This is a genomic window from Thermogemmatispora carboxidivorans (genome assembly GCF_000702505.1).
Lineage (GTDB): Bacteria > Chloroflexota > Ktedonobacteria > Ktedonobacterales > Ktedonobacteraceae > Thermogemmatispora > Thermogemmatispora carboxidivorans.
In genome coordinates this window covers 506,115-529,754 of the sequence record NZ_JNIM01000001.1, presented here as the reverse complement: position 1 = coordinate 529,754, position 23,640 = coordinate 506,115, and the positions used below count along the sequence as shown (strand labels likewise).

18 protein-coding genes and 1 riboswitch are annotated in these 23,640 nt (G+C 59.0%); of the genes, 5 read left to right on the top strand and 13 right to left on the bottom strand.

Features of this window, described 5'->3' with window-relative positions:
• Nucleotides 1–40: 40 nt before the first annotated feature.
• Nucleotides 41–922 carry a formate dehydrogenase accessory sulfurtransferase FdhD gene (fdhD, locus tag N688_RS02060; RefSeq protein WP_202901820.1) on the bottom strand — a complete coding sequence of 294 codons (882 nt, stop codon included), beginning with the start codon at nt 920–922 and terminating at the stop codon, nt 41–43.
• Between the two features lie 301 nt (nt 923–1,223).
• Here fdhD and N688_RS02055 point away from each other — a divergent pair, with 301 nt between their 5' ends.
• On the top strand, nt 1,224–1,721 hold the full coding sequence (locus N688_RS02055) for a Fur family transcriptional regulator (RefSeq protein WP_052887734.1): 498 nt from the start codon (nt 1,224–1,226) through the stop codon (nt 1,719–1,721).
• Between the two features lie 93 nt (nt 1,722–1,814).
• Here N688_RS02055 and aroC read toward each other — a convergent pair whose 3' ends face one another.
• Complete coding sequence (gene aroC, locus N688_RS02050) at nt 1,815–2,978, bottom strand: chorismate synthase (protein WP_052887733.1); 1,164 nt, start codon at nt 2,976–2,978, stop codon at nt 1,815–1,817.
• A 492-nt stretch (nt 2,979–3,470) separates the two neighbouring features.
• On the opposite strand from aroC, the gene N688_RS02045 reads away from it, so the two are divergent.
• Nucleotides 3,471–4,847: a helix-turn-helix domain-containing protein gene (locus N688_RS02045; protein ID WP_081838411.1), complete on the top strand. Its 1,377-nt coding sequence runs from the start codon at nt 3,471–3,473 to the stop codon at nt 4,845–4,847.
• Nucleotides 4,848–4,905: 58 nt separating this feature from the next.
• Here N688_RS02045 and N688_RS02040 read toward each other — a convergent pair whose 3' ends face one another.
• The 3 genes from N688_RS02040 to N688_RS02030 all read right to left on the bottom strand — a co-directional run bounded on the left by N688_RS02040 (nt 4,906) and on the right by N688_RS02030 (nt 8,738).
• A complete protein-coding gene (locus N688_RS02040) occupies nt 4,906–5,958 on the bottom strand; it encodes a hypothetical protein (RefSeq protein ID WP_052887731.1) in 1,053 nt (350 codons plus the stop codon).
• Between the two features lie 50 nt (nt 5,959–6,008).
• Nucleotides 6,009–6,941 carry a hypothetical protein gene (locus tag N688_RS02035; protein ID WP_052887730.1) on the bottom strand — a complete coding sequence of 311 codons (933 nt, stop codon included), beginning with the start codon at nt 6,939–6,941 and terminating at the stop codon, nt 6,009–6,011.
• Between the two features lie 414 nt (nt 6,942–7,355).
• Nucleotides 7,356–8,738 (bottom strand): helix-turn-helix domain-containing protein, encoded by a 1,383-nt coding sequence (locus tag N688_RS02030; protein ID WP_052887729.1) that lies wholly within the window; start codon nt 8,736–8,738, stop codon nt 7,356–7,358.
• A gap of 1,073 nt (nt 8,739–9,811) precedes the next feature.
• Here N688_RS02030 and rsmI point away from each other — a divergent pair.
• On the top strand, nt 9,812–10,579 hold the full coding sequence (gene rsmI / locus N688_RS02020) for a 16S rRNA (cytidine(1402)-2'-O)-methyltransferase (RefSeq protein ID WP_052887727.1): 768 nt from the start codon (nt 9,812–9,814) through the stop codon (nt 10,577–10,579).
• Nucleotides 10,580–10,689: 110 nt separating this feature from the next.
• Here the strand turns inward: rsmI and mdh are convergent, their stop codons facing one another.
• From mdh to N688_RS02005, 3 genes are all read right to left on the bottom strand, one after another.
• Entirely contained in the window at nt 10,690–11,616 is a 927-nt protein-coding gene (gene mdh, locus N688_RS02015) for a malate dehydrogenase (RefSeq protein ID WP_052887726.1), read from the bottom strand.
• 383 nt (nt 11,617–11,999) lie between these two features.
• On the bottom strand, nt 12,000–12,929 hold the full coding sequence (locus tag N688_RS02010) for a CHAP domain-containing protein (RefSeq protein WP_081838410.1): 930 nt from the start codon (nt 12,927–12,929) through the stop codon (nt 12,000–12,002).
• A 519-nt stretch (nt 12,930–13,448) separates the two neighbouring features.
• Nucleotides 13,449–14,501, bottom strand: coding sequence for a CHAP domain-containing protein (locus N688_RS02005; protein WP_081838409.1), 1,053 nt, complete (start codon nt 14,499–14,501; stop codon nt 13,449–13,451).
• Nucleotides 14,502–14,907: 406 nt separating this feature from the next.
• Here N688_RS02005 and N688_RS02000 point away from each other — a divergent pair, with 406 nt between their 5' ends.
• On the top strand, nt 14,908–16,257 hold the full coding sequence (locus tag N688_RS02000) for a S53 family peptidase (protein ID WP_052887723.1): 1,350 nt from the start codon (nt 14,908–14,910) through the stop codon (nt 16,255–16,257).
• A gap of 155 nt (nt 16,258–16,412) precedes the next feature.
• Here the strand turns inward: N688_RS02000 and asd are convergent, their stop codons facing one another.
• The 4 genes from asd to metX all read right to left on the bottom strand — a co-directional run bounded on the left by asd (nt 16,413) and on the right by metX (nt 21,661).
• On the bottom strand, nt 16,413–17,480 hold the full coding sequence (asd, locus tag N688_RS01995) for an aspartate-semialdehyde dehydrogenase (protein WP_202901819.1): 1,068 nt from the start codon (nt 17,478–17,480) through the stop codon (nt 16,413–16,415).
• 52 nt (nt 17,481–17,532) lie between these two features.
• Nucleotides 17,533–19,008 (bottom strand): aspartate kinase, encoded by a 1,476-nt coding sequence (locus N688_RS01990; RefSeq protein ID WP_052887722.1) that lies wholly within the window; start codon nt 19,006–19,008, stop codon nt 17,533–17,535.
• 55 nt (nt 19,009–19,063) lie between these two features.
• Nucleotides 19,064–20,389, bottom strand: a complete 1,326-nt coding sequence (locus N688_RS01985; protein WP_081838408.1) for a homocysteine synthase — start codon at nt 20,387–20,389, stop codon at nt 19,064–19,066.
• A gap of 123 nt (nt 20,390–20,512) precedes the next feature.
• Nucleotides 20,513–21,661, bottom strand: a complete 1,149-nt coding sequence (gene metX, locus N688_RS01980) for a homoserine O-acetyltransferase MetX (RefSeq protein ID WP_052887721.1) — start codon at nt 21,659–21,661, stop codon at nt 20,513–20,515.
• 494 nt (nt 21,662–22,155) lie between these two features.
• Nucleotides 22,156–22,265, bottom strand: a riboswitch (SAM riboswitch).
• A 207-nt stretch (nt 22,266–22,472) separates the two neighbouring features.
• On the opposite strand from metX, the gene N688_RS01975 reads away from it, so the two are divergent.
• A complete protein-coding gene (locus N688_RS01975) occupies nt 22,473–23,123 on the top strand; it encodes a GNAT family N-acetyltransferase (protein WP_081838407.1) in 651 nt (216 codons plus the stop codon).
• Here the strand turns inward: N688_RS01975 and N688_RS01970 are convergent.
• Nucleotides 23,120–23,362 carry a PLD nuclease N-terminal domain-containing protein gene (locus N688_RS01970; RefSeq protein WP_052887719.1) on the bottom strand — a complete coding sequence of 81 codons (243 nt, stop codon included), beginning with the start codon at nt 23,360–23,362 and terminating at the stop codon, nt 23,120–23,122. The genes N688_RS01975 and N688_RS01970 overlap by 4 nt on opposite strands.
• Nucleotides 23,363–23,640: the final 278 nt, after the last annotated feature.

The following is a 23,640-nucleotide window of genomic DNA, read 5'->3' as shown; positions in this document are numbered from 1 at the left end:
CCGCATTATAGCCCTGTCCTCCCTGGCACGCAAGAGGACTTTAGCCCGCGGCCAGCAAACGCTCAGGGTGCGTGTAGACGTTCATTGAACGTCCTCGCAGAAAGCCAACGAGCGTGATGCCCGCTTGCTCCGCCAGCTCCACGGCCAGACTCGATGGCGCCGAGATCGCCGCAACACAAGGGATACGGGCAGAGAGAGCTTTCTGAATAATTTCGAACGAGGTCCGTCCGCTCACCATGAGAATATGCTCGCGGTAGGGGAAGTTGCCCTGGAGCAGTCCCCAGCCCACGAGCTTATCCACCGCATTATGTCGCCCGACATCCTCACGTAGGAGCAACAGGTCACCCTGGAGTGAGAAGAGAGCTGCCGCATGCAGGCCGCCAGTATGGGAGAAGACAGCCTGGGCGACCCGCAGCCGCTCAGGCAGCGCGTAGAGGGTCTCGGCCCGCAAGCGCAGCGTATCTGGCTCAAGCGGTGCAAGCGAGCTCAGCAGGTCCGCAATGCTATTCTTGCCACATAGCCCGCAGCTAGAGGAGACCGCAAAGTGGCGCTCAAAGGTAGCCTGGCAGAGAGCGTCACCACCGGCTTGCTCCTCCTGGGCCTCGCTCGTGCGCAAAGTGACCTCGATGACGTTGGGCAGCGGGAGGCCATCAGCGTCAAGAGCTTCCTCGACACGCAGCACCTCCTGCCCCGAGCGAATGAGACCCTCATTAAAAAGGAACCCCAGAGCGAGCTCGCGATCGTGGCCGGGGGTACGCATAATGATCGCGAGACTGCGCCGGTTGAGGCGGACCTCCAGCGGCTCTTCGACAGCCAGGGCCTCGTCGCGCAACTGAGCATCTTCTCCCTCCCAGTGGAGCACGCGCGCACTCATGACGCGCAGAGGATCAACGATAGAGCGCCAAAATTGGGTAGCAGTCATGGTGCCATCCTCCTTCGCTTCGTCGCACTGTGCACTCATCAGCTGAGCAGGCTTGCACACAACGGCAAGCGAGAAGACCACGCCGTTCTTCTATTCATGATCGCCTCTAGCCACCCTCATTGACGCCTCGCCTCTGGCCATGCTAGGATTCAGGCGAGGCTGCGCACCCTGTATACTCGATCGATCGATCCATCGATCTACCCATCCAGGCATTCTCATATAGAGCTAAGAGAGCTGTCGGGCTGTCCTGGCGAGCCGAAGACAGCCCAGCTCAGGTCAATTGCACGTCGAGGTTTGAGCAATGCATCATTCTATCAAGTCGTCGAGCGAGTTTCTACGCAAGCGCGGCTACCGTCTCACGCCGCAGCGCTCGATGATCTTGAACGTCATTCACGAAGCCGACGCCCATCTCAGCATCGAACAGATCAGCGAGCGTGTTCAGCAGCAGAATCCCGCGGTCAGCCTCTCGACCATCTACCGCACGCTCGAACTCCTCAAGGAGCTAGGGCTGGTACGTGAGAACCGCCTTCCGGGGGAGCCGCCACGCTATGAGCGTGCGCCAGGCAAGGCCCATCACCATCTGATCTGCCGTGGCTGCCGCGTCATTATCCATCTCGACGAGAACCTCCTCGGGAACCTGCACGAAGACCTACAGCAGCAATATGGCTTTCACGGTCTGACACTGGACCTGATGGCCAGCGGTTACTGCCCGACCTGCTGGCAGAAAAGACAGTCCTTTCCCTCTGCGGGCGAGACGACCGCGGAGGTGAAGAGCAACAGCCCCCAAGACGAGATCTGAGCGAAGCCTCCCCCCGCTGGACCGGAGCCAGCGAAACAGCAGACCCAGGGCGCGCGTTTTCGCCACTCGCTCTCTGACCTGACAGGCCCTGCCCTAAGCCGATTGGCTGGCCTGGAAATGACGCAGCACCTCCTCCAGACTATCGCCTCCGTACTTTTCTAGCAGGGCTTCGGCCAGAACAATAGCCATCATGGCCTCACCAACCACGCCACCAGCAGGCACCACGCAGACATCGCTGCGCTCATAGCGGGTCTGATCAATATTCTCGCCACTGGCCAGATCGACGGCGGGTAGCGGATGAGCCAAAGAAGGGATGGGTTTGAGCGCCACACGCACCACCAGCGGCTCGCCGTTGGTAATCCCTCCTTCGATGCCGCCGGCGTTGTTCGTCACATGATACCAGCTACCGTCAGCGCCATGCCGCAGCACATCATGAACGTGAGAGCCAGTGCGCCGCGCCGCTTCCAGCCCCGCGCCGATCTCGACAGCCTTGGCCGAAGGAATGCTGAGCATGGCCAGGCCCAGGCGCGCGCTCAGACGCCGATCCCATTGGCTGTAGCTGCCCAGCCCGATCGGAACCCCAAGCGCCACGACCTCAAAGACACCACCACAGGTATCGCCAGCTCGCTTTGCTTCTAGAATACGAGCAATCATGCGCTCGGTCAAGGCAGGATCAGCACAGCGCATCGGCGACGCCTCGACCTGCTCCCACAGGCTGGGAGGATAGGCATCGCGCGTCAGGGGACGCGGCTCCTCATAGCCTACATCGGCAATGGCCAGAACATGGCTATGAATGGAGACCCCAAAAGGCTGCAGCAGCTGGCGGCAAAGGGACCCGACAGCCACACGCGCCGCAGTCTCGCGCGAGCTGGCTCGCTCAATCACGTTGCGCACATCACGATGGCCATACTTGATGGCCCCCGTAAAATCGGCGTGACCAGGACGCACGCGCGTCACCGGCTCGGGCAGCTCCTCCACCGGCTCAGCGCTCATAGCTTGCTGCCAATTTACCCAGTCGCGATTCTCAATCTGCATGGTCACCGGCGAGCCAAGAGTCCGCCCATGCCGAACACCAGAGAGAAAACGCACACTGTCTCTCTCGATCTTCATGCGTCCACCACGCCCATAGCCACCCTGACGACGACGAAGATCCCGGTCAATAGCTTCACGATCGATCTCCAGCCCGGCAGGCAGCCCTTCGACAATCACAGTCAGACAGGGACCATGCGATTCACCCGCGGTGAGAAAGCGAAACATGAGAGACTCACCCTCCCAGAAGTCCAGATTGCCTTGATTATACAGGGAAAAAGGGTAGGCCGTCAGCAGGAGATATCTGTCCCCCCTGCTTTCACTAAAGAGAGATAACCAGATGAAGATAGAAGAGCACAGGAAGATGGTACCAGATGCAGAGAGCCTCTGCGTTATTTTCTCATAGAGAAAGACTGCTATATACAGTTCGAGCAGATTGGCTGGCTGGCTGGCGTTCTAAAGGAGAGGGTAGCCTCTGCTTGAATTTTGATTAAACTGTGCATAGCATTGCGATGACTGCTGCAATACGCTGTTCATTCAGAGGATCAGAATAGGGAGACAGCTTTAGTTGTAACACAAGAAAGGGACTTTTTTGCGTGCTGATTTTTTCTTGCTATTGACACAACAATAAAAAGAATTTACAATCTCTTTTATGAGGAAGTTATTTATTTATTGACTCCCCATTCATGTTCACGAGTGTGCTGTACGTAGGAGGGTTCTATGTCACCAAAGACGCCCAACCACCTCGGGTCTTCAGTAGGGGCAAGAGTGCGAGCGATCAGGCAAGCCAGGAAACTCACTCAGAGCCAGCTGGCCGGTCAAGACTTCTCCGTAAGCTACATCTCAGCGATTGAGCGCGGACAGATTCAGCCCTCTATTCGGGCGCTGGAAATCCTGGCCAGCCGGCTGAACGTCTCCCCCGCCCAGCTGCTGGCCGAGACTGGAGGAGGGCTACTTGACCAGCCAAGCACCACCGCTCGCGATGGGCGACGCGCCCTTGCAAGCGAGAGCGAGCTGCACCTGCGGCTACTGGAGAGCGAGATCTGGATTCACGAGGGCGAGCTTGCCCGGGCCACCGCCGCCTTGCACGACTTGATCAGTGCCATTCTCCCGCGCCAGGATAAGGCGCGGGTCTATTATCTTCTCGCCCTTGCCGCCTTCTCCAGTGGGCACCTCTCCGAAGCTGAGCGCTCCCTTGAAGAGGGCCGCCAGCTTCTTGCAGACTATGAGCCTTCTCCCCTAAAAGCCTGTATTTTATATCTTTCTGGTCTTGTACATTTCTCTATGCAAAATTATTATTTAGCAGAATTTTTCTATCATGAAAGTATCAGCATTTCCGACAGAATTACCCCGAAAGACTACTTTCTTCTCATTCGATCTTATCTCGGTCTTGGGCAGCACTATCTAAGACGAGGCGAGGCCGAACGCGCGATCGCCGCCCTGAGACAAGCGGCAGCCCTGAGCGAGAAGGCGGCGGCAGCGCTCACCTCACCGCCAGAACAGGCTTACTATGAGCTAAGCGCAGGCTATGCGCGACAGGGCACCTATCCACTGGCCCTGCTCAGCGCCCACAAAGCCCTGGCTGTCCAGACGCGGCGCCGTCTCAGCCGCTTACAAGGAGAGATCACCCATTTGCTCTACCATGCCCGTCTGCACAGCGGAGACGAGGCCAGCCGTCGGCAAGCCTTCGCCGCTTTAGAAGACCTGCAACAGCGGGCCAGAGAACCGCTGCAGGCTGCCAGTATCGCCTTTCACCTGGCGCACTGGCATTTCCACCACGATCATCAGCTCAGCGAAGCCAGGCGCTATAGTGAGCAAGCTCTGGCACTGGCGCGCACCTTTGATGACAACCTTATTCAGGCCGAGGCCCTCTTCCTTCTTGGTCAGCTCGCTTACGAGGAGAACCAGTATGAGTACGGCGATCAGCTCTGTCGCGAGGCACTGAGCCTTTTAGAGCGCCTCCACATCGACCGCGACCAGCTCGCCGAATACTACAGCACTTACGCTCGTCTGCTTGAGGGACGAGGGGAAGCACGAGAAGCCTTTCTCTACTTCCGCCGCGCTTACGAGATCGCTCAGCGCCGCCCTCGTCCCTGAATGAAGATCAGCTTGCACCCCACTTGTACCCTTGCTCAGGGTCAGCGGTGGCTCCTCATCAGGTCGTGCAGGGACGTAACTCGAGGCGCATGAACACGACTTCCAGCATGTTGCGCTCTTCTGGCTTGCTTAGCTGGAGGGAGGTGCGCCCTAACGGGAAGCGCAGCCGGCCCTGGGAATCCACCGCCTCCGGCGAGCGAATTGCCTGTGGGTTACCGCCGAACCACTCCACTGCCTCAATCAGGGTGCCTAGAGGAAGAGTTGCTTCCAGGGATTGACCATGCAGCTGCGGGGGCAATCCCTGCAGAAAGAGAACAAGCAGGTCGCCTTCTTGCTCTATTCTGCCTTCATAGGAACCAGCCTGCAAAAGAATAGCCGGCCTCCCCTGCTGGCCAGCCAATCCCGCACTCGCCAAGGGGGTAACGCTCCTGCGAACAGAGCGCGCCGCAGCACCAGGCTGGCGTAGCTCATAGGCATAAAGCGGAGGCTCACGGGGTGGCCCTTCACGTTCCGCCACCAGACTTGCCACTCGCACCAGATCGCGCAAAGCCTGCTCGCGCTGCTGAGTCAGACCCACGCTCAAGCGAATAGCCCGTTGCAAAAGCTGCCGGGCAGCGATGAGGGAATCTTCGCGCTCAGGCTCGCGTTTTGCCTGACGCAACAAGAGCTCCGCCTGGCGAATCAGGGTCTGGCAGAGATGGACCAGCGATCGGGCTGGCGCTGGCGGAACCGCGGACGGAGGGCGCAAAATGGCTTCCTGCTCAGGGGAACGAGGTTGATCCGTCAGGGCTTTTCTCAGCGCGGTGTAGGTTTCCACATAGGTGTTTCGGCAGAGCGAGCAACCAATCAGATGATAGATGAACCCAGCATAGCGCAGGTAAACCTGATCATCATGTTGAAGCAGTGCTGCACAAAAATCGGGAATTTGCTGATAGAGGCGTAGATGGTCGTCGTTGCTCTGGAGCAAAGAGAGCTGCTCGTTTGCAGACGAGGGGGAAGGAGCCGGCGCATTGGGGGGTAGCATCAACTCCTGCAACCAACGGGCCAGTCCCCCAGAAGAATCCGGATGCGGCTGCATCATCTCACGCTCATCGTTGCTGTGGTTGCTCATTCACAACCTCCTTCCTTCCTCTGGATCGGGGGGGTAATCACGATTTGTATCTATTCAACCCGATAGTAACGGGTCAACCGGCGAAGGCGAGCAGCATCGAGACGCACGACCTCATCTCCCTCATGCCAGTCCAGCAGGTCTTCGAAAGCCAGCTGTCTCAGTCCTTGCTGGACCTCAGCTAGCGTTAGTTCCTTGCGTGCCAGATCCTGTACCGGGATCACTACCTCGCCGGCAGCCTCATTGCTACGAGACGAGAGCAAAGCCTCATACTCTGTTAGACGCAGAGCAACAATAACCGCCAAATTGGAACTCTGCGACTGCAGGCAGGTGCGGAGCTTCTTATAAGCGTGGTCGCGATGCTGACTCAGGTGAGCGAGCGGGGTTTCAGCAGGAAGGGGAGTGATAGCCATCGCCTGGAGTTCCTCCACCACCTCGCGAGCCAGATCCACAGCGCCTAACGTTTCCAGTTCCTGCAACACTGCCCGCAGTTGACGTGGGGCACTGGCGAGCGCTTTAATACAGTGCTTCAACAGGGTGCGCAGCTCCTGCCGGGTTACGGCAGCCAGGGCCGCTTCTTCAGGATGAGCGAAAGGGGAACTGCCCCACAGCGATGTGGTGATCTCGCTCAAAGGGTCGGCCTCGCCCTGGCGCTCCTCGCTTTCTTCCAGAGCGGAAAAAGGGGTCGCTTGCCGCGGATGCAGACGCAGGCGATCGATCGCCTTATGATACACACAGTTATTGAGGAAGGCATAGAACTGAGCTTGGCTCAGGCGGTCCAGCACCGTCTCCGGCTGCCGATCTCCCCCTCCCAGCAAGCCCAAAGCGACTAGACGATCGACCACGTGGTTGACTACCAGATCAACCTCTTCAGCATTATACTGCAGCGGCCCCAGGTAGCGCTGAGCCCGCTGCCGGAGGAAAGCTTCCAGCGCAGGAAAGCTTTTTTCCGGCTCATATCTTAGATCACGAGCCGTGAATGGCATGCTCAAGATTCCCCTTTAAAGACTCTAGGATCAGGCGCAGCCTCTTTCCCGAAGGCAGCATGTGCAGGATCTCACAGCAGTATATCTGCTTTTGCTCCATCCGGCAAGGAGACGGCGTACAAAGCAGCACACTGCAACACTATGAAGTATGATGCCACTGATCTTCTCTAATGTCAGGAGGAGCAGATAGTAGGGACAAAAAGAAGGGAGGAAGGACCACCGTGGCGCGCAGTAGCAGCGCCGCGGTGGAAGCGCGTGGGGCGAGCAGGCCAGCAGTCAGCACACGCAGTGACCGACCCGCTCTCCAGGCAACAAGGATCTCCGCAGAAGAGGGAAGCAGGAAGCAGCAGACGGCAGTAGAGTAGCCCCCGGTCCTACTGCTCGCCTGGCGCGAGCGGTAGTGGGCCGGGCAGGCTACTCCAGATCACCCAATTTGCCCTGGCGCTGGTGCTCATAGGCCTTCTTAATGGCATTGAGGCTGCGCTGCACCTCACCTCGCTGTTCCAGCAAATTCGCATAGCGGAAGTAGGCACTGGCCGCCAGCTCATGGGCATTGGCCCGATCGAGCAGGTCCAGCGCCTGATGGAACAGCTCATCAGCGCCAGCGAAATCGCTCTCCTGGTGACGAATCTGAGCCAGAGCGATCAGAGCCTGCCCCTGCGTACGTGGGTCCTGACTGGCGCGAGCCAGGTTGAGGGCCTCCTGAGCTTCACGCTCGGCCTCGGCCAGCTTCCCCTCTTTCAGCAGCAGCTCTGCCAGACTGGTATGACAGAGTGAGGCGGCGACCTCATCGCTTAATTCACGCTCGATCTCGATGGCACGGCGATACTCCTGCTCAGCTCCCGCCAGATCGTTTTGCTTCTCCAGCGCTTTGCCAAGCTGCTGATGGGTCAGACCAATCAGACGCTGCTCATCGCGCATCTCGTAGATGGCCAGGCTGCGCATCGCATAGTCGCGCGCCATTGCCAGTTTGCCAGCGCTACGATACTGCTGACTGATCTCCATATAACGACGGGCGAAGGCCCGGCTGTCACGATAGACCTCGTCCAGGGTTTCTAAAGCACGATGATAGAAGGTCACCGCCTTCTCAAGCTCACCAAGGCGGAAGTAGTCGTTGGCCAGATTGCTAAAGACTTCTAGAGCGAAGATCGGGTCCTTAATTTGTCCAGCCTCGATGACCTCCAGGCAGCGCTGATGGTTCTCTAAGGCCAGCGTGTAGTTATAGAGGAGAAAGTACGCTTTGCCAAGGTAGTTACGCGCACGCTCGCTGTATTCGATCTCACTCATGCCCTCGCCCTGGTTGACCGCAGCACGCAGATCTACAACAGCCTCTTGATACTCCCCAGCCCCTAGATGGATCAGACCCCGCAAGAGATAGAGACGGAAAGCCTGATCGGTGGTGAGACGCTCAGGCTGCAGCGGCGCCAGTAACTGGGTCGCCTGCTCGTAGGCTTGCTGCTGGATGAGGATGCCGGCGTGTAAGAGATCAACCTCGACTCGCTGGTCAGGACCAGAGTCCGCCGGCGAGTAACCAACAGCACGCGCTTCAGCCGCCCCCGCAGGCGAGCCTTCCAATAAGAAGGTAAGCGGGACATCAAGCCGCCGGGCGAGAATGGATAGCGCCTTGAGCGAAGGGCGGATCTTGCCCCTCTCGATGGCAGAGATATATGAAATTGAGAACTCGGGCGACGCCAGTTGCGCCTGGGTGAGGCCCAACCGCGTGCGCACCTCACGGATATTGGTGCCCACTCGGGCAGCAACCGCTTTACCCACGTTCGCAGTTTCTGTCGACGGCATAAGGACATTCCTTTCCGAGATTCCGCTTGCTCTCTCGAAAGTACGCTTGCTTGCTTGTTTGCCTGGCCAGGATCATCCAGAGCACCACGGCCTTGCCTGACCGACGATCGCTCCATGCACCAGGCCCGTGCGATGCTGCTGCACTGCTATCCCTGGCTGGCTGAGCAGCGGTTTTTCAACAGGCTTGTACAAGCCGCAGCGAATCAGTAAGCAAGGGATGTATCAACATCCAGGGATGAGCAGTCTAAGCAAAACATCAAGTCTACTCTATCATACTTAGGGCACGAGGTCAATATATCGTGCATTATTAGTTTAAGGAGTAGCCAGATAGGTTCTCTCTCTATGGGTACTTCTCTCTAGCCTGATTGTCCCTGGGGGATTAATTTTTTTGCCTGATTCAGGAGCAGCAAAAATATGGCCTGTTCCCTTTTGATTTGAATACAAAATTCACATATTTGAGATGCAACTACGCTGCTGGCAAAGCTTAGCTCTTCTATCATTATACAACAATAGCTAAATGCTTTGCGAGTGCCAGCGCCTTGATCTTCAGAGGGGGTAGCCTTCCCACATTCAAACCTGGAATAAGTTCAACGATTACAGTGCTAGCGAAACAGTCTCTCTCTCGATTATAATCTCTCTGGCCGGCCAGCATTTCAGCATATTTTTGAGCAGTTAAGGATCGGTTCTAAGTCAGACTTATGAGCAATGCTCTTTCTCTTTTTCTATGGCCATCAGCGCAAGATTGGATCTCTCCCTCCCACCCGTCCGCCGCTGCACTCACTGACTATGCCAGCACTGGCAGTGACCATCATCGTCTTGCCGCATCCCCCACGGCAAGCAAGCAACCGGCCCTGTTCCCGCAGCCATGCCCAGGGGCATGGCCCGAAAACTTCCATCTAGTAGAACGGTTCAGGCTGGTCAGCTCCTGTCTGACCCTCCCAATATTACTAATGGAGTTTTACCGCCAGGGCGTCTGGTGGCTCGGGCAGAGCGACTGGCCCAAGGCTGGTTTGGTCTGGTCTAGTCGCCATCGTGAACTCTCCGTCAGTTTCAAAAACAGGTGGATACGTTAGATGAGCACTCTCTATCTTGTTGCGACCCCGATCGGCAATCTCGGCGATATGACCCTGCGGGCTTTAGAGGTTCTGCGTAGCGTCGATGTCATTGCCGCTGAAGATACCCGCAAGACGGCCATCCTTTTGAGGCATTATGATATTCACAAGCCGCTGCTCGCTTTTTACGAGCACAACGAGGAGCGAGCCGGACGGCAGATTGAGGCTCTTCTCAAGCAGGGGAAGTCAGTGGCCCTGGTGACCAACGCGGGCACCCCTGGCATCTCTGACCCGGGCTACACGCTGGTCCAGCGTGCCATCCAGGCAGGCATCCCCGTAACGATGATTCCCGGGCCAGCCGCTTTTGTCATGGCCCTTGTGCTCTCTGGCCTCCCTGTACACAGCTTTACCTTCCGAGGCTTCCCACCTCGCAAGGCGGGCCGGCGGCGGCGCTTTCTGGAGGCCGACCGCCTCTCACCTTACACCCTCATCTATTATGAAAGCCCTTATCGGCTGACTGACCTTCTCCGCGACGCTTTGGAGGTCTTTGGCGACCGACCAGCAGCTCTGGCCAATGAGCTGACCAAATTGTTCGAAAAGGTCTATCGCGGAACGCTTTCTTCTTTGCTGGAAATGATCGCTCAGGAGAAGCCTCGCGGCGAGTACGTTCTGGTGGTCGCTGGTGCCTCGCGCGAGCAAGCAGCAGCCAATCAGGAGGAGGACGTCACTCCGGCAGAGCCTCTTTCAGAGGAGGTGGACGAGCCAGAGATTGAGACCGAAGAGGGGTAGCCGCCCTGTTGGCAAGGTAGGGCCGCCTGCCTGCCCCTGCTCCGATGGCAGCCCAGACGGCCCTGCCGCTCGCTACTGTGACGCCGATGCCTATCCTTGTCCGAGGGCGGCTAAATGCCCATGACCTGAATGAGCTCCTGCACTGCCGCTGCAGACTTCTGCAGGAGGGCACGCTCGTTCTCTGTTAGCTCTAGCTCGATGATCTGTTCCACACCGTCGGCTCCGAGCTTCACGGGCACGCCGACATAGAGGTTGTGAATGCCATATTCGCCTTGCAGGTAGGCCGAGCAGGGCATGATCATCTTCTTGTCCAGGACGATCGAGTCGATCATCTGCAGGACTGCTGCGGACGGGGCAAAATAGGCGCTGCCGGTCCCCAGCAGGTTGACGATCTCCGCGCCGCCATCACGCGTGCGCTGAATAATCTGTTCGATCCGCTCGGCAGGCAGCAGCTGCGAGATGGGGACCCCCGCGACCGTACACATGCGGGCTAGCGGTACCATGGTGTCGCCGTGGCCACCGAGAACATAGGCCTGGACATCGCGCACGGAGACGTTTAGCTCTTGGGCGATGAAGGTGCGGAAGCGCGCGGTGTCGAGCACGCCAGCCATTCCTACTACACGATTGCGCGGGAAGCCGCTGACATGATAGGCCAGCTGAGCCATAGCATCCAGCGGGTTGGTGACCACGATGAGCAGACAGTTGGGCGAGTATTTGACGATTTCCTGCACCACTTGGGTGACGATTTCCTGATTCTTGCGCAGCAGATCGTCGCGCGACATGCCAGGCTTGCGCGGGAAGCCAGAGGTGATTACTACCAGGTCGGAGTTGGCGGTGTCGGCATAGTCATTGGTGCCAACTATGAGGCTATCATAGCCGAGGATGGGGCCGGCCTGGAGCATGTCCAGGGCTTTGCCCTGCGGCATATTGGGCACAATATCATACATCACCACGTCGGCATAGTCGCGCTCTGCCAGACGCTGCGCGAGCGTGCTTCCAACAAAACCGGCGCCAACAATGGTTATCTTGGTGCGCATCGGGCTTTCCTCTCTCCAGATCAGTTTTTGTGTCCGAGTCGAGGATGCCACCGACTGTCGGCGGCACCACCAGGCAGGCGACATTGCTAGCTGGCTCGCTCGCCTGACCTTCTTTCTGTCTGCGCCCGCCTGATAACAGCGGACCCAGCCATATTGTATGTCTCTCTCGCAAGGGTGCGCAATGTTCCTGGCTGGCAAACAAGGATCGGTCGACGCATCAGCCTTGCTCAAAGACGGTGTGAGAAACCCGCCGGCGCCCACTACCTCCCCCCCCTCCGGCTGCGCCGCTCGCCCTGGCTGGCTATCAGCTGCTGGCAACCCCACACGGAGAAGGCTTCAGCTGATGAAAAGCCAGGCGAGCAGCCAGATCGACCCTGCAAACATCAGGGATGCCAGACGAAGGCTACGCCAGGACCAGGATAGAAGGTGGCATAGGAAAGGCGATTCCAGCCGCCATTGGCATACCAGTTGTAGTTACTGGTATAGACGCTGCCATCGGGATTGATCCGCTCTACTACCGCTACATGTCCATAGGCGCTCGCTCCCTGGACACCCGGCTGCAAGACGATAATTGAGGGAACGTGCGGCTGCGAAGAGACTACCCAGCCGTATTGCTCAGCCCCCGCTACCCACTGGTAGGCATCTCCTTGCCAGGGCACCCAGTAACCGGTCAATTCGTGATAGCGTAAGTTGGCCCAGTAGGTACACTGACCATAGGCAAAACGGTTCAAATCTCCCTCCGCCGGCTGTAAAGGCAACCCTGGATAGTGCAATGGCCCGCTATCGTAGCCGTCTTGTGTGACAGCCGTGGCCGTGGCCGCCTGGGGCCCAATCTGATAGGTGTTGTCCTGGCCAGCACGAATAAAGCTGATGACCGAGCGCAAGGGGTTGAAGCCCCTGCTACTATCGCCCGGCCCCACAGGTAGAACAGTTATCAGCGTTATCAGAATCATCAATATGACCAGGCTCAGCGTGGCAAGCTGCAACCACCAGCGCCGGCGCCGCGCCGGCGGTCCGCCTCCAGTGCCTCCCGCTGACGTTCCATGAATGACCAGCGGCGGGCGCCCTCGACCGTGGACCACTGGCACAGCAGCGGACGGCCTTTCTCTTTCCGTCGACGGCTTGAGCGAGGCTTTTTCTGGAGTCTGGATGAGCGGGCAATCATCAGCGGTTGCCGCCGAGACCGGTAGAGGCGATGGTGGCTCGGCAAGCGCCGCTGGCCCTCCACTCACTCCGGCCCGCTTGACAGCGTGCTGCTGCTGCTCCATCCTCGTTCCACTGGTACCATCTCGACAACCCTTCAACCATGACATATATGCTCCCCGATCTGGCTAGAGTCAAACCTGTTGCCTTTCTTCGTATGTGTTTGACTCTACTCAGTAGATCGTTGATGGTCAAGGCGCTTTTGCTCCTACATGGGAATATCGTACTAATATTTCTCAAATAGCAAGCAAACAGTAATTGTCTTTTACACCTGTTTTGAGAAGCAAGCCATCGAGAGCCAGCCTTGCCAGGCGCTGAGCGGCCTGCAACCGTGAAGCAAGCGCGAGGAGCAAATGGAGTCGAGCGACGTCAGGAGATGGCCAGAGAATAGGGTGGAGAGAGGTAGTCAGAGCACGTGCGCCGGGAGCGTGTACTCACAGGAAGAGGTCTCTGAAGCTGCAGTGAGCGAGGAGAACAGAAAGGAGAAGCCGATCTCTTCTGTCAGATCGGCCTCTCCTCCTGGCTCTCACGCAGGTAAGATCTGGCGCTAGGCTCGCTCGCTCGGCCAGCGTGTGGGCCAGTTTCACTTGGGCGGGGCCTGTTGTGGCTAGCCACATCAAGCCTGGCGGCTAGATCCAGACAAAATAGACGCCGCTGCCGGGATAGAAGGTATAGTAGGAGACGATTCCCCAACCGCCGCCATTGGCGTACCAGTTCATATTACTTGTATTAACGCCACCGTCGGAAGTCAGACTCTCAGCTACAGCAACATGGCCGTAGACGACATTGGCCCCCTGAACGCCCGGCATCAGGACGACGATGGAAGGAATGTGCGGCTGGGTTGAGACTATCCAGCCATAGGCTCTGGCTCCCGCTACCCACTCATCGGCGTTGCCGCCCCAGGGCACCCAGACCCCTGTCAGCTGATGATAGCGGTAATCGGCCCAATAGGTACACTGGCCATATGGGAAAGGATCACCGGCACTGCTGCCAACAACCGGCCCCGACTGCACACCAGTCGGATTGCTCGGGCCAGGATCGTAACCCACCCCACTACGGACAATGGCCGTCGCCGTGGCAGCGCGCATAGCAGCCAGATCCAGGGTACTGGAGCTACCGCTGTTGCTCGGGATCATGCTCATAATGGACTGGAATAGCCCGCCCCCACTCCGGGCCCCGACCGGACTCTCGGGCAGCACTGTGAGCAGGGTGCCGGTGAGAATCAGCGCAACCAGGACCAGGACCGCCGCATGGACATGCCAGCGCTTGCGTGGAAGCCGCAGCGCCCCATCCTGACGCCTGAGCGCTTTTTTGCCATCGCCACGAATGATGAGCGGAGGACGCGCCGCGCTGCTGCCGGCGGAGCCCACCAACGGCAACAGGGCCGTCTGCAGTTCTGGCAATTGCCCTGTCTCGGGCTCAGCATACCCTGTCCCCTCCTCCGCCCTGGCTACTGGCAACAAGGCCGTTTGCTTCTCTTCCCCCTCACCCACCACTTCCGGGAGAGGCGTCTGCCGGCCATCGCTCAGGTCAGTCGCACCGGGTAGGGAGACCGACTGATCCGGAAAGGCAAGTTGCTCAACCGGCGACAACTGGGTGACTAGCCCAGGGATGCGAATCGGCTCCTCAGCTCGTTCTTGCGTTTCTGCGACTCTGTCTTGACGGTCCTTAAATGATAGCATGCTGCTTTCCTATCGTTAAAATTATGAGCCGCGTTGTTGCGCGCCTTCTCATTGATATCTTTCTATGTCATCATGCCTGAATGTACTCTGAAAGGAGGAGAGCGGTCAAGCGCGCCTTGCTACTGTTAGGACCATAGTACCGCAAGGTAGGAGTCTTCTTAACCGCCTGCTTCTTGTCAGCTCAACGCCGCTGTCACGCTATCTGGAGCAGTCGCTTCCTTCTGTCGAGTTGATGAGATCGCTTGAGAGAGGAGGAACCACCAAGAAGAAGAATTGACCTTTTTGAGCTATCACGATATACTGCTTTCTCACTGGGCCGCAGTGAACCGCTACGGGGAGCTGCGCTGTCTATGCCCGCTCATGGCGTAGCAGGACAGACAGGAATATTTTCCAGAAGGAGAGCTGGATGCAAGGCCACGGCCAACAAAAGCCTTTCCTCAAGCTATTGCTACTGATATCCTTTACCTTCGCACTCGCCTTCAGCGGCTGCGCGGGTCTACCTGGGATAGGGGGTACTGCTACGACGACCCCGACGCCGCGCCCAGCCACTCCCAGCGCAGCAGCAGAGAGCTGTCCCCCGGTCCTCTTCAGCTCCTCAGTCACTTGCTATACTCCTCTCCAGCTTCGCCAATACTACGGTTTCGAGCCGCTGATCCAGCGTGGCTATACCGGTAAGGGCCAGACCATTATCGATATCGTCTCGTTTGGCAGCCCCACCTTGCAGCAGGATCTCGATGTCTTCAGCCGTCGTTTTCAGCTGCCTCTCACCAAGGTTCAAGTGATTCAGCCAATCCAGAAGCCGGAATACGATCCCCATCACGATAAGAGCGGCTGGGCCGGTGAAACCGAGCTCGACGTCGAGATCATCCATGCGTTGGCTCCCGAGGCCCAAATTGTGGTACTGGTCAGCCCAGTTGCTGAAACAGAAGGTACGGTCGGGTTGCCCGAGTTTCGGCAGTTGATCCAGTACGCCATCGATCACCACCTGGGTACGATCGTCTCCCAAAGCTGGGGGGCTTCCGAAGTTACGCTGGCGGATGCTGCCGGTCAGCAGGAGATCCAACAGTGGAACGCCCTGCTCCAGCGGGCAACAGTAGAGGAGCATATGACTTTCTTCAGCTCTTCGGGAGACAACGGCGCCACTGATTACGCCGATTTGAATATGTCGCGGCTCTCACCCAAGGCCACGACCAGTTTCGCCGCCGATGTGCCCTGGGTGACTAGCGTGGGGGGAACAACGCTGCTGCGCCAGGGGCAGCAGGTTCATGAGATCGGCTGGAGTAGGAGCGGTGGCGGCTTCAGTAGCTTCTTCCCGGAGCCAGCCTATCAGAAGTCGCTGCCTGCCGCCACACAAGCAGCCTTCCAGGGCCGCCGTGGAGTTCCCGATGTGGCCGCGGCTGCCGACCCGGCGACCAATCTGGCTTTCTACTTCAACGGTGTCTGGGAGACGGTCGGTGGAACCAGCGCCTCCGCTCCGATGTGGGCCGCCCTGGCGGCGATTGCCAATCAGATGGCTGGCCATCCACTCGGCTTTCTGAATCCAGCTCTGTATACCATTGCCACTTCAGCGAACTATCAGCGCGATTTTCACGATATTACCGTGGGAGATAACAGCGTCAACCAGGGTGTGAATGTGCCCGGTTACCCCGCCGGAGCAGGCTGGGACGCAGTGACCGGGCTGGGCAGCCCCAATGCACAATACCTCATCCCCGATCTGATTCGCACCCAGGCCAACCTGGCAGCGACAGGTCAATAGTCTCTCTCCCGTCGGCCAGGGAAGCAGATAGGCGGCCAGATAAAGCTGGCGCACCTTGAGCGACAGGCAGGTCTGCCAGGTGCGCCAGTTGGTCTGCCAATCGGTTGCCGCACGCAGCGGGAGCCAGCCAGGCCAGCACCCCCTTCAGCTTCTCCTCAGAGCAGGCCCTTGCTGACACATAGCTCTGCGTTCAACAGGGAGCCACCCGCCGCACCGCGGATGGTATTATGAGCCAGGGCGACAAATTTATAGCTCAAGACGGGGCAGGGACGCAGACGCCCCAGGGTAACCGCCATCCCTTGACCTGCATCGCGATCGTGTAGCGTCTGGGGACGATCTTCCTCGCTGCGGTAGATCAGTGGCGGCAGAGGAGCACTCGGCAGCCGCAAACGCTGCGGTTCAGGTAGAAAGTGCTCCCAGGCGGCGATCACCTCTTCGGGCGAGGCCTGGCGCTCTAGCTCGACGCTCACGCACTCCAGATGGCCCTCGCGGGTGGCGATACGATTGCAGTGCGCACTCACAACCAGCGGCGCCCAGTTGAAACCCTCTTCTTCACGCCATTCGCCCAGCATCTTGAGCGTTTCGCTCTCAACCTTCGGCTCCTCACCAGAGATGAAAGGAATGGCGTTGTCGAGAATATCGTAGGAGGGCAGCCCTGGATAGCCAGCGCCAGAGATCGCCTGGAGGGTCGTCACCAGAACTTTGCGTAGGCCAAAGGCTTGCTGCAAGGGCTTGAGCGCCATCACCAGCGGCGTGGCCGAACAATTGGGATTGGTCACAATGCAGCCACTCCAGCCTCGACGCTTGCGCTGCTGCTGAATGGCCAGAGCATGCTCAGCATTGACCTCGGGCACCAGCAGCGGTACATCAGGCTCCATGCGATAGCTCTTGGCATTGCTGAAGACGGCCACACCAGCTCCTGCAAAAGCGGCCTCGACCTCACCGGCCACCTCAGCTGGCAGGGCCGAGAAGGCGATCTTGATCTCAGGCAGAGCCTCCGGGCGGCAGGGCAAGACCGGCAGTCGGGCGACCTGCCCGGGCATGCTGCCACCAAGACGCCAGCGCGCTACCTCGCCATAGGGGCGCCCCCCGTGCACGTCAGAGGCCGCCAGAGCTACTAGCTCAAACCAGGGATGGTCTTGCAACAGCTCGATGAAGCGCTGCCCAACCATGCCAGTCGCCCCAAGGACCGCCACCGGGAGACGTTTTTGCATCTGTTGCATCGTCAAGGCATCCTCCTTTGCCCATGCCTTCTACTCGCGTGTCCTCTCGATTCTAGCGGGCCTTCAGCGCTTCCAGACGCTTTTCATGGGCCGGATGGCGTACAAGAGGAATCACCGGCGCGATCAAATCTCGATGGAGGCAGCGCAAAGCACGCTCGCTATCGCCATCCTCAATGATGAGCATAATGCCCTGCTCAGAAGCACCCTGGGAGATAACGGGAATGCGCTCGCGCGCCAGCGCGCTGATGGCCCGGGCTGGACTCATCGGATCGCTCGTAAAACCAGAACCGAGGCAGGCACAGGCCGCCAGGCCCAGACGACAGCTTACTCGCCAGTGACCCAGGTCGTGCTGAAGCAAGGAGACGACAGAGGCCGCGGCCTGCTCTTCGACCATAAACGAGAGATGATGACCAGAAGAGGAGCAGATGGCCACGGGGGCCGCTCCAACGCGAGCCGCCAGGGCAAAGACTTGGCCAGCGTTCTCAGGGGCCCCAAACATGTTGGTACTCTCAACGGTCACCAGGGCCAGGCGCCGCCGCACGGTGATGGCCGTGGCCCCACTGTGATACCTGCCCTCCGGTCCAATGAGCGTGCCTTGCATCTGTGGCCGGAAGGTGTTACGCACGCGCACAGGGATATTGCGCTGAGCCACCGGGATCAGGGTGCGCGGATGTAAGACTTTTGCCCCAAACCAGGAGAGGCGCGCCGCCTCCGCATAGGTCAAGGCCGGCAGCAGACGCGCATTGGCAACAATGCGCGGGTCAGCGGACATGACCCCATCTACGTCGGTATAGATGGCGACCTCGCAGCAGTCGATAGCGGCCCCGATGACAGTGGCAGAGTAGTCGGAGCCGTTGCGCCCCAGGGTTGTGACCAGACCAGCAGGCGTGCGCCCGATGAAGCCCGGGGCCACCGGGACCGTCCGCCCCTGGAGCAATGGCTGCAGTAGAAGCTGCGCCCGCGCGCGTGTTTCCTCTTCCAGCGGCTCAGCGCCAATGACAGCGCCCGGCTCGCTCGGCGCACTGCCTTGCGGCTCCCCTGTTACGATCACTTCCTCACGGACTGGAGCAGCCGCTACTCCCGGCAGACTGAGGTCGTTGATGGCAGCAGCCAGCAAGAGCACCGAGAGACGCTCACCCCAGGCCGCTACAGCGTCGACATAGTCCTCACAGCCAGCAGCCTCGCGCTCTAGCCCGGCCAGCGTCTCTTCGAGAGCGGCACGCAGCTCCGCCAGGCGCTTTCCATCATGAACAGCCTTCTCAGCAGCCTGAAGATGCCGTTCACGGAGAGCAGCTAACTCGCGGCGCCACTCGAGACTCTCGCCACGCCGGGCAAACTGGGCAATGCGCAGCAGCTGATCCGTAATGCCCGACATCGCCGAGACCACCACGACAGGGAAAGGCGCCGCCTCGTTGAGAGCTTTACTGGCCGCCTGAGCTACAATCTGAGCAACACGGCGAATACGCTCGCCACTGCCAACAGAGGTACCACCAAACTTTAGGACACAGAGCGAACACTCAACATCCATTGACAATCACCCTTTATCTCCCAGGCGAGGCACCACTTGCTCGCCTCGCTTCTTCCTACGCAACACCAAGCGGCTCGCCAAGCTTAGTCGAGACCGCTCGCAACGCCTGATCCAGGTCTTCAATCAGATCTTCAGCTGTCTCCAGGCCAATCGACAGGCGGATAAAATCGGGGGTGACGCCCGTTTCGAGCTGCTCATCGGGGGTCAGCTGCGAATGAGTTGTGCTGGCTGGATGGATGATCAGTGATTTGGCGTCGCCCACGTTCGCCAGATGAGAGAACAGCTCTACATGGCGAATCAACATCTTGCCGGCCTCGAGTCCTCCCTTGATCCCAAAGCCCAGAATAGCCCCATAGCCGTGCGTCAGATAGCGGGCCGCCAGCTCGTGCTGAGGATGGCTGGACAAACCAGGGTAGCTGACCCAGCTCACCGCCGGGTGCTCTTCCAAAAACTCAGCGATACGTAGGGCGTTCTGGCTATGGCGCTCCATGCGCAAGGGCAGCGTCTCCAAACCCTGCAGGAAGAGCCAGGCATTGAAAGGACTGACAGCGGCGCCAATATCGCGCATCAGCTGCACACGGGTCTTGATGATGTAGGCTAGCGGCCCAAAGGCCTCGACATAACGCAGGCCATGATAAGAGGGGTCCGGTTCGGTAAAGGCCGGGAAGCGCCCATTGGCCCAGTCAAACTTGCCGCCATCGACAATGACTCCGCCGATGGAGGTGCCATGTCCGCCGATGAACTTGGTAGCCGAATGCACTACAATATCGGCCCCATGCTTGAGCGGCTGCAACAGATAGGGCGTAGGCAAGGTATTATCAACAATTAAGGGGACGCCGTGCTCATGGGCAATGGCCGCCACCGCCTCGATATCAAGCATATCCAGCCGGGGATTGCCCAGGGCCTCGGCGTAGATCGCCTTGGTGCGCTCGGTGATCGCAGCGCGGAACTGCTCCGGGTCCCGGCTGTCGACGAAGCGCACAGTGATGCCGAGTTTCGGCAATGTGTAGCGGAAGAGATTATAGGTGCCACCGTAGAGGCTAGTGGAGGAGACCACCTCATCGCCTGCCTCAGCAATAGTCAGAATGGCCAGCGTCTCCGCCGCCTGGCCGGAAGCGGTTGCCAGCGCCCCCACACCGCCCTCTAGGGCTGCTATGCGACGCTCGAAGGCGTCCTGGGTGGGATTCATAATGCGTGTATAGATATTGCCGAACTTGCGCAGGGCGAAAAGATCGGCGGCGTGCTCCGGGCTATCGAACACGAACGAGCTTGTTTGATAGATAGGAACGGCCCGGGCACCTGTGGCGCTATCAGCCGTTTCCTGACCTGCATGCAACGCCAACGTTTCAAAACCATAACTACGATTGCTGTTCAGTGCCATGAGAGAATCTACTCCTGAGACAAAACCAGATCTGACGACAGACCGCCACCATAGAGGCGGCCAAAAACCACCGACGATTTGTCGAGCAAGGAGTGGGTGGGCGTCCGGTAAGGCGGAACGTGCTCAGGCTCCCAACCAGCGCAGAGCAGCGTTCATCTGCTCCCACTCTTTCAAGAAAGCATCGTGGCCATGAGGAGAATCCAGCTCGATATAGGTGGCATCTCCTCCAAGCTCCCGCACTCGCCCGGCCAGCCAGCGGACCCGCGCCGCCGGAAAGAGAAAGTCAGAGCGAATGCCGATAAAGAGCGCACGGCTGCGAATACGAGCAAGAGCCGCATCGAGAGAAGAGTAGCCCTCGCTGACATCGTAAAGATCCATTGCGCGGCTCAGATACAGATATGTATTAGCGTCGAAGCGCCGTATCAGAGACTGGCCCTGATAATACAGATAATTCTCTACATCGAAGCGCATTCCCAGGCTTGGGGTGCGGGTCGGTGTAGGAACCTCACAAGAGCGAGCTGGGCGACGGGAGAAGCGCAGTTCCATTGCCTCCTCGCTCTGGTAGGTAATCATGCCGAGCATGCGCGCGATGGCCAGGCCGGCATCGGGTCCCTGGCCGGGCAGATAATCGCCGCCCTGCCAGCGTGGGTCGAGCATAATGGCCTGGCGCCCCACCTCACTGAAGGCAATAGCCTGAGCTGTCAAAGCCACCGTGGCGGCCACCACGATGACCTTCTCCACCAGCTCCGGGTAGCAGACTGCCCATTCCAGCGCCTGCTGTCCTCCAATCGAGCCGCCGGCCACAATCAAGCGCCGAATACCCAGGTGTTCTATCAGGCGGCGCTGGGCATGGACCATATCGCGAATCGTGACCAGCGGGAAACGCATGCCATAGGGTCGCCCCGTGCCCGGATCGATCGACGCAGGGCCAGTACTGCCATAGCAGCCGCCGAGCACGTTTGAGCAGACGACAAAGTAGCGCGACGTATCGAAGGGCCGGCCAGGGCCGATCAGCGGGTTCCACCAGGCGGCCTTCGGGTCGTTCGGGTGCTCAGGATCATGGGCATGCGAACTGCCCGTCAGGGCATGAGCGATCAGGATGGCATTGTCGCCTGCCGCGTTGAGGCGCCCCCAGGTTTCGTAGGCCAGCGTCACGGGGCCAAAATGGCCACCGTACTGAAGCGGCAACGAGTCGAAGGTATAGCTTTGCAAGTGATTCACAGGAGCAGGCTGTGTACCTGTCACCACGCTGTGCTCGACGCGAGCCACCATGTGCACACTCCTTGCAACAAAAAGGGAACAAAAAAACCCTCACCCTACCCAGGGGCGAGGGACAGTCTCTTCGCGGTACCACCCTGTTTTGCCAGCGCCTCACGACGCTGGCCTTGGAGTGTTGCTGAGTCGCGTGTCTCCAGGCGCGACCGCGGCCCTCCGCTCCGGCAGAAGCCTTGCCCGGCCTGGGATCTCTTTTGCTCGCAACACTGCAGCTTATAACGGAGCCACCCGGCACAGTCTACTCGCCCGCCAACGCGGGCCTTCAACCTGCAACTCGGAGGGCATTTTCAACGCCGCCGCAGCGCCGGCATCTCAGCGCCACCGACTCTCTGTAGCCGCACACGACGTCTACTCGACCTCGTCAACGTTATTCTCGATTCGATTGACCGCTAGACGACTGGTGAGCACACTCGTACCCGCCCGGTACCGGTACGCGGGGCAAGAAAAAACCCCTTTTGTGAAAAGGGGTCTTTAGCATCATTGCCAGGTTCCCCTCATCTTGCGGAACGGTGTTCCGCCGGAATTGGCACCTTGCCAGCAGCTCTGCTGGCGGGTTGCCGGGCTTCACAGGGCCGTCTCCCTCCACCCGTCTTGATGAGAGCGCTAACCGCGTCGGTTCAATTGTTCGGGTACATTATAGTTGTTAGTTAGTATAGCGGAGATGGCTGGAGCTGTCAAGGGTCAGCGCGGCGATGGTTGTGATGTGGCCTGGCTGGCCTGATGACCACTCCAGGCCGCCTGTCCGCTGGCCTGATGAGCGAAGTAGAGCTGGTTGCCTGAACAAGAAGAGAAGGATGAAAGGAAGGCTATGAGTCAGTCACGGTCTGAACCAATGTTGTTGCCCGCGGAGAAGGCAGCCGAGGCCTGCCAGGTTTTGGCTCGGGCTTTCCAACGTGATCCCCTGATGGTCTTTGTGCTTCCCGAGGAGAAGCGACGGGCCGCTGTCTTGCCCGGCCTGTTTACCATGACGGTGCACTATTGCCTGCGCTACGGTCAGGTCTACACCACTCCTGGCCTGGAAGGAATCGCATGCTGGCTGCCACCGGGGGAGACGACACCGACGCTGGAGCGCCTGCTGAGGATCGGCCTGCGCTTTCCTCCTCTGCGCCTCGGCCTGGGCAGTCTTTGGCGTATCGGCCAGGCTGAGCGCTATGCCGCCCGCCAGCACGCGCTCCACACACATGGGCCCCACTGGTATCTCTGGGCCTTGGGCGTTGATCCCCCTTACCAGGGCCAGGGGATCGGCAGCGCCTTGCTCGAAGTTGTTTTCCAGCAGGCCGAAGCCCGTCACCTCCCTTGCTACCTGGAAACCCAGAATCCACGCAACGTCGGTTTCTACGAAAGGCATGGCTTTCGCGTGGTCAGCGAGACGCCCATGCCCCACGGCCAGGGCCTGCGCCTGTGGGCCATGCTGCGCGAAGCCCAGACTACTGCGCCTTCATCCCTTTCCCTGCCTTAGCGCGTCCCATAGCTTGGCTGGCCAAAGGCAACATGATGACGCCGCTGACCAAGGACCAGGTAGAGGAACGGCCCAAGGAACGGGATGAACCAGACGACCGCCAGCCAGAGGAGCTTGCCCACAGCTGAATGATCATCCTCTAGAATCATGAACGTCTCAATAATGTGCCCGACAATCGGCACAAAGACGATGATGAGAAAGAGCAGTGAGTTGAATAAACATCCACGCTCACCGGACATGGCGCCTCCTTAAGCACTCCCCTGCTTACGCAAAGTCAACAGGGCGAAGCAGGTCCTTCGGAAAATGAACCTGCTTTTGCCTTTTTATATAGCTCATAGGTGAGTTACCTCTCTTGAGGGGAGGATATCCAGGAGGAGAGAACGTATCTTATATATCCCACCAGCAGTCCAATCGCAAAGAGCCTGTTCTCTCCACCTGGCTCTTCCCTCCAGAGACACGAATCAGCCGGCCTGAAGGTGACAGCTCCGAGAGGGTGAGACGAGGCAAGGCAAGGCAA

Coding starts and splice junctions, on each gene's coding strand:
- fdhD (WP_202901820.1), bottom strand. CDS start 922: ATGACTGCTACCCAATTTTGGCGCTCTATCGTTGATCCTCTGCGCGTC.
- N688_RS02055 (WP_052887734.1), top strand. CDS start 1,224: ATGCATCATTCTATCAAGTCGTCGAGCGAGTTTCTACGCAAGCGCGGC.
- aroC (WP_052887733.1), bottom strand. CDS start 2,978: ATGTTTCGCTTTCTCACCGCGGGTGAATCGCATGGTCCCTGTCTGACT.
- N688_RS02045 (WP_081838411.1), top strand. CDS start 3,471: ATGTCACCAAAGACGCCCAACCACCTCGGGTCTTCAGTAGGGGCAAGA.
- N688_RS02040 (WP_052887731.1), bottom strand. CDS start 5,958: ATGAGCAACCACAGCAACGATGAGCGTGAGATGATGCAGCCGCATCCG.
- N688_RS02035 (WP_052887730.1), bottom strand. CDS start 6,941: ATGCCATTCACGGCTCGTGATCTAAGATATGAGCCGGAAAAAAGCTTT.
- N688_RS02030 (WP_052887729.1), bottom strand. CDS start 8,738: ATGCCGTCGACAGAAACTGCGAACGTGGGTAAAGCGGTTGCTGCCCGA.
- rsmI (WP_052887727.1), top strand. CDS start 9,812: ATGAGCACTCTCTATCTTGTTGCGACCCCGATCGGCAATCTCGGCGAT.
- mdh (WP_052887726.1), bottom strand. CDS start 11,616: ATGCGCACCAAGATAACCATTGTTGGCGCCGGTTTTGTTGGAAGCACG.
- N688_RS02010 (WP_081838410.1), bottom strand. CDS start 12,929: ATGTCATGGTTGAAGGGTTGTCGAGATGGTACCAGTGGAACGAGGATG.
- N688_RS02005 (WP_081838409.1), bottom strand. CDS start 14,501: ATGCTATCATTTAAGGACCGTCAAGACAGAGTCGCAGAAACGCAAGAA.
- N688_RS02000 (WP_052887723.1), top strand. CDS start 14,908: ATGCAAGGCCACGGCCAACAAAAGCCTTTCCTCAAGCTATTGCTACTG.
- asd (WP_202901819.1), bottom strand. CDS start 17,480: ATGCAACAGATGCAAAAACGTCTCCCGGTGGCGGTCCTTGGGGCGACT.
- N688_RS01990 (WP_052887722.1), bottom strand. CDS start 19,008: ATGGATGTTGAGTGTTCGCTCTGTGTCCTAAAGTTTGGTGGTACCTCT.
- N688_RS01985 (WP_081838408.1), bottom strand. CDS start 20,389: ATGGCACTGAACAGCAATCGTAGTTATGGTTTTGAAACGTTGGCGTTG.
- metX (WP_052887721.1), bottom strand. CDS start 21,661: ATGGTGGCTCGCGTCGAGCACAGCGTGGTGACAGGTACACAGCCTGCT.
- N688_RS01975 (WP_081838407.1), top strand. CDS start 22,473: ATGAGTCAGTCACGGTCTGAACCAATGTTGTTGCCCGCGGAGAAGGCA.
- N688_RS01970 (WP_052887719.1), bottom strand. CDS start 23,362: ATGTCCGGTGAGCGTGGATGTTTATTCAACTCACTGCTCTTTCTCATC.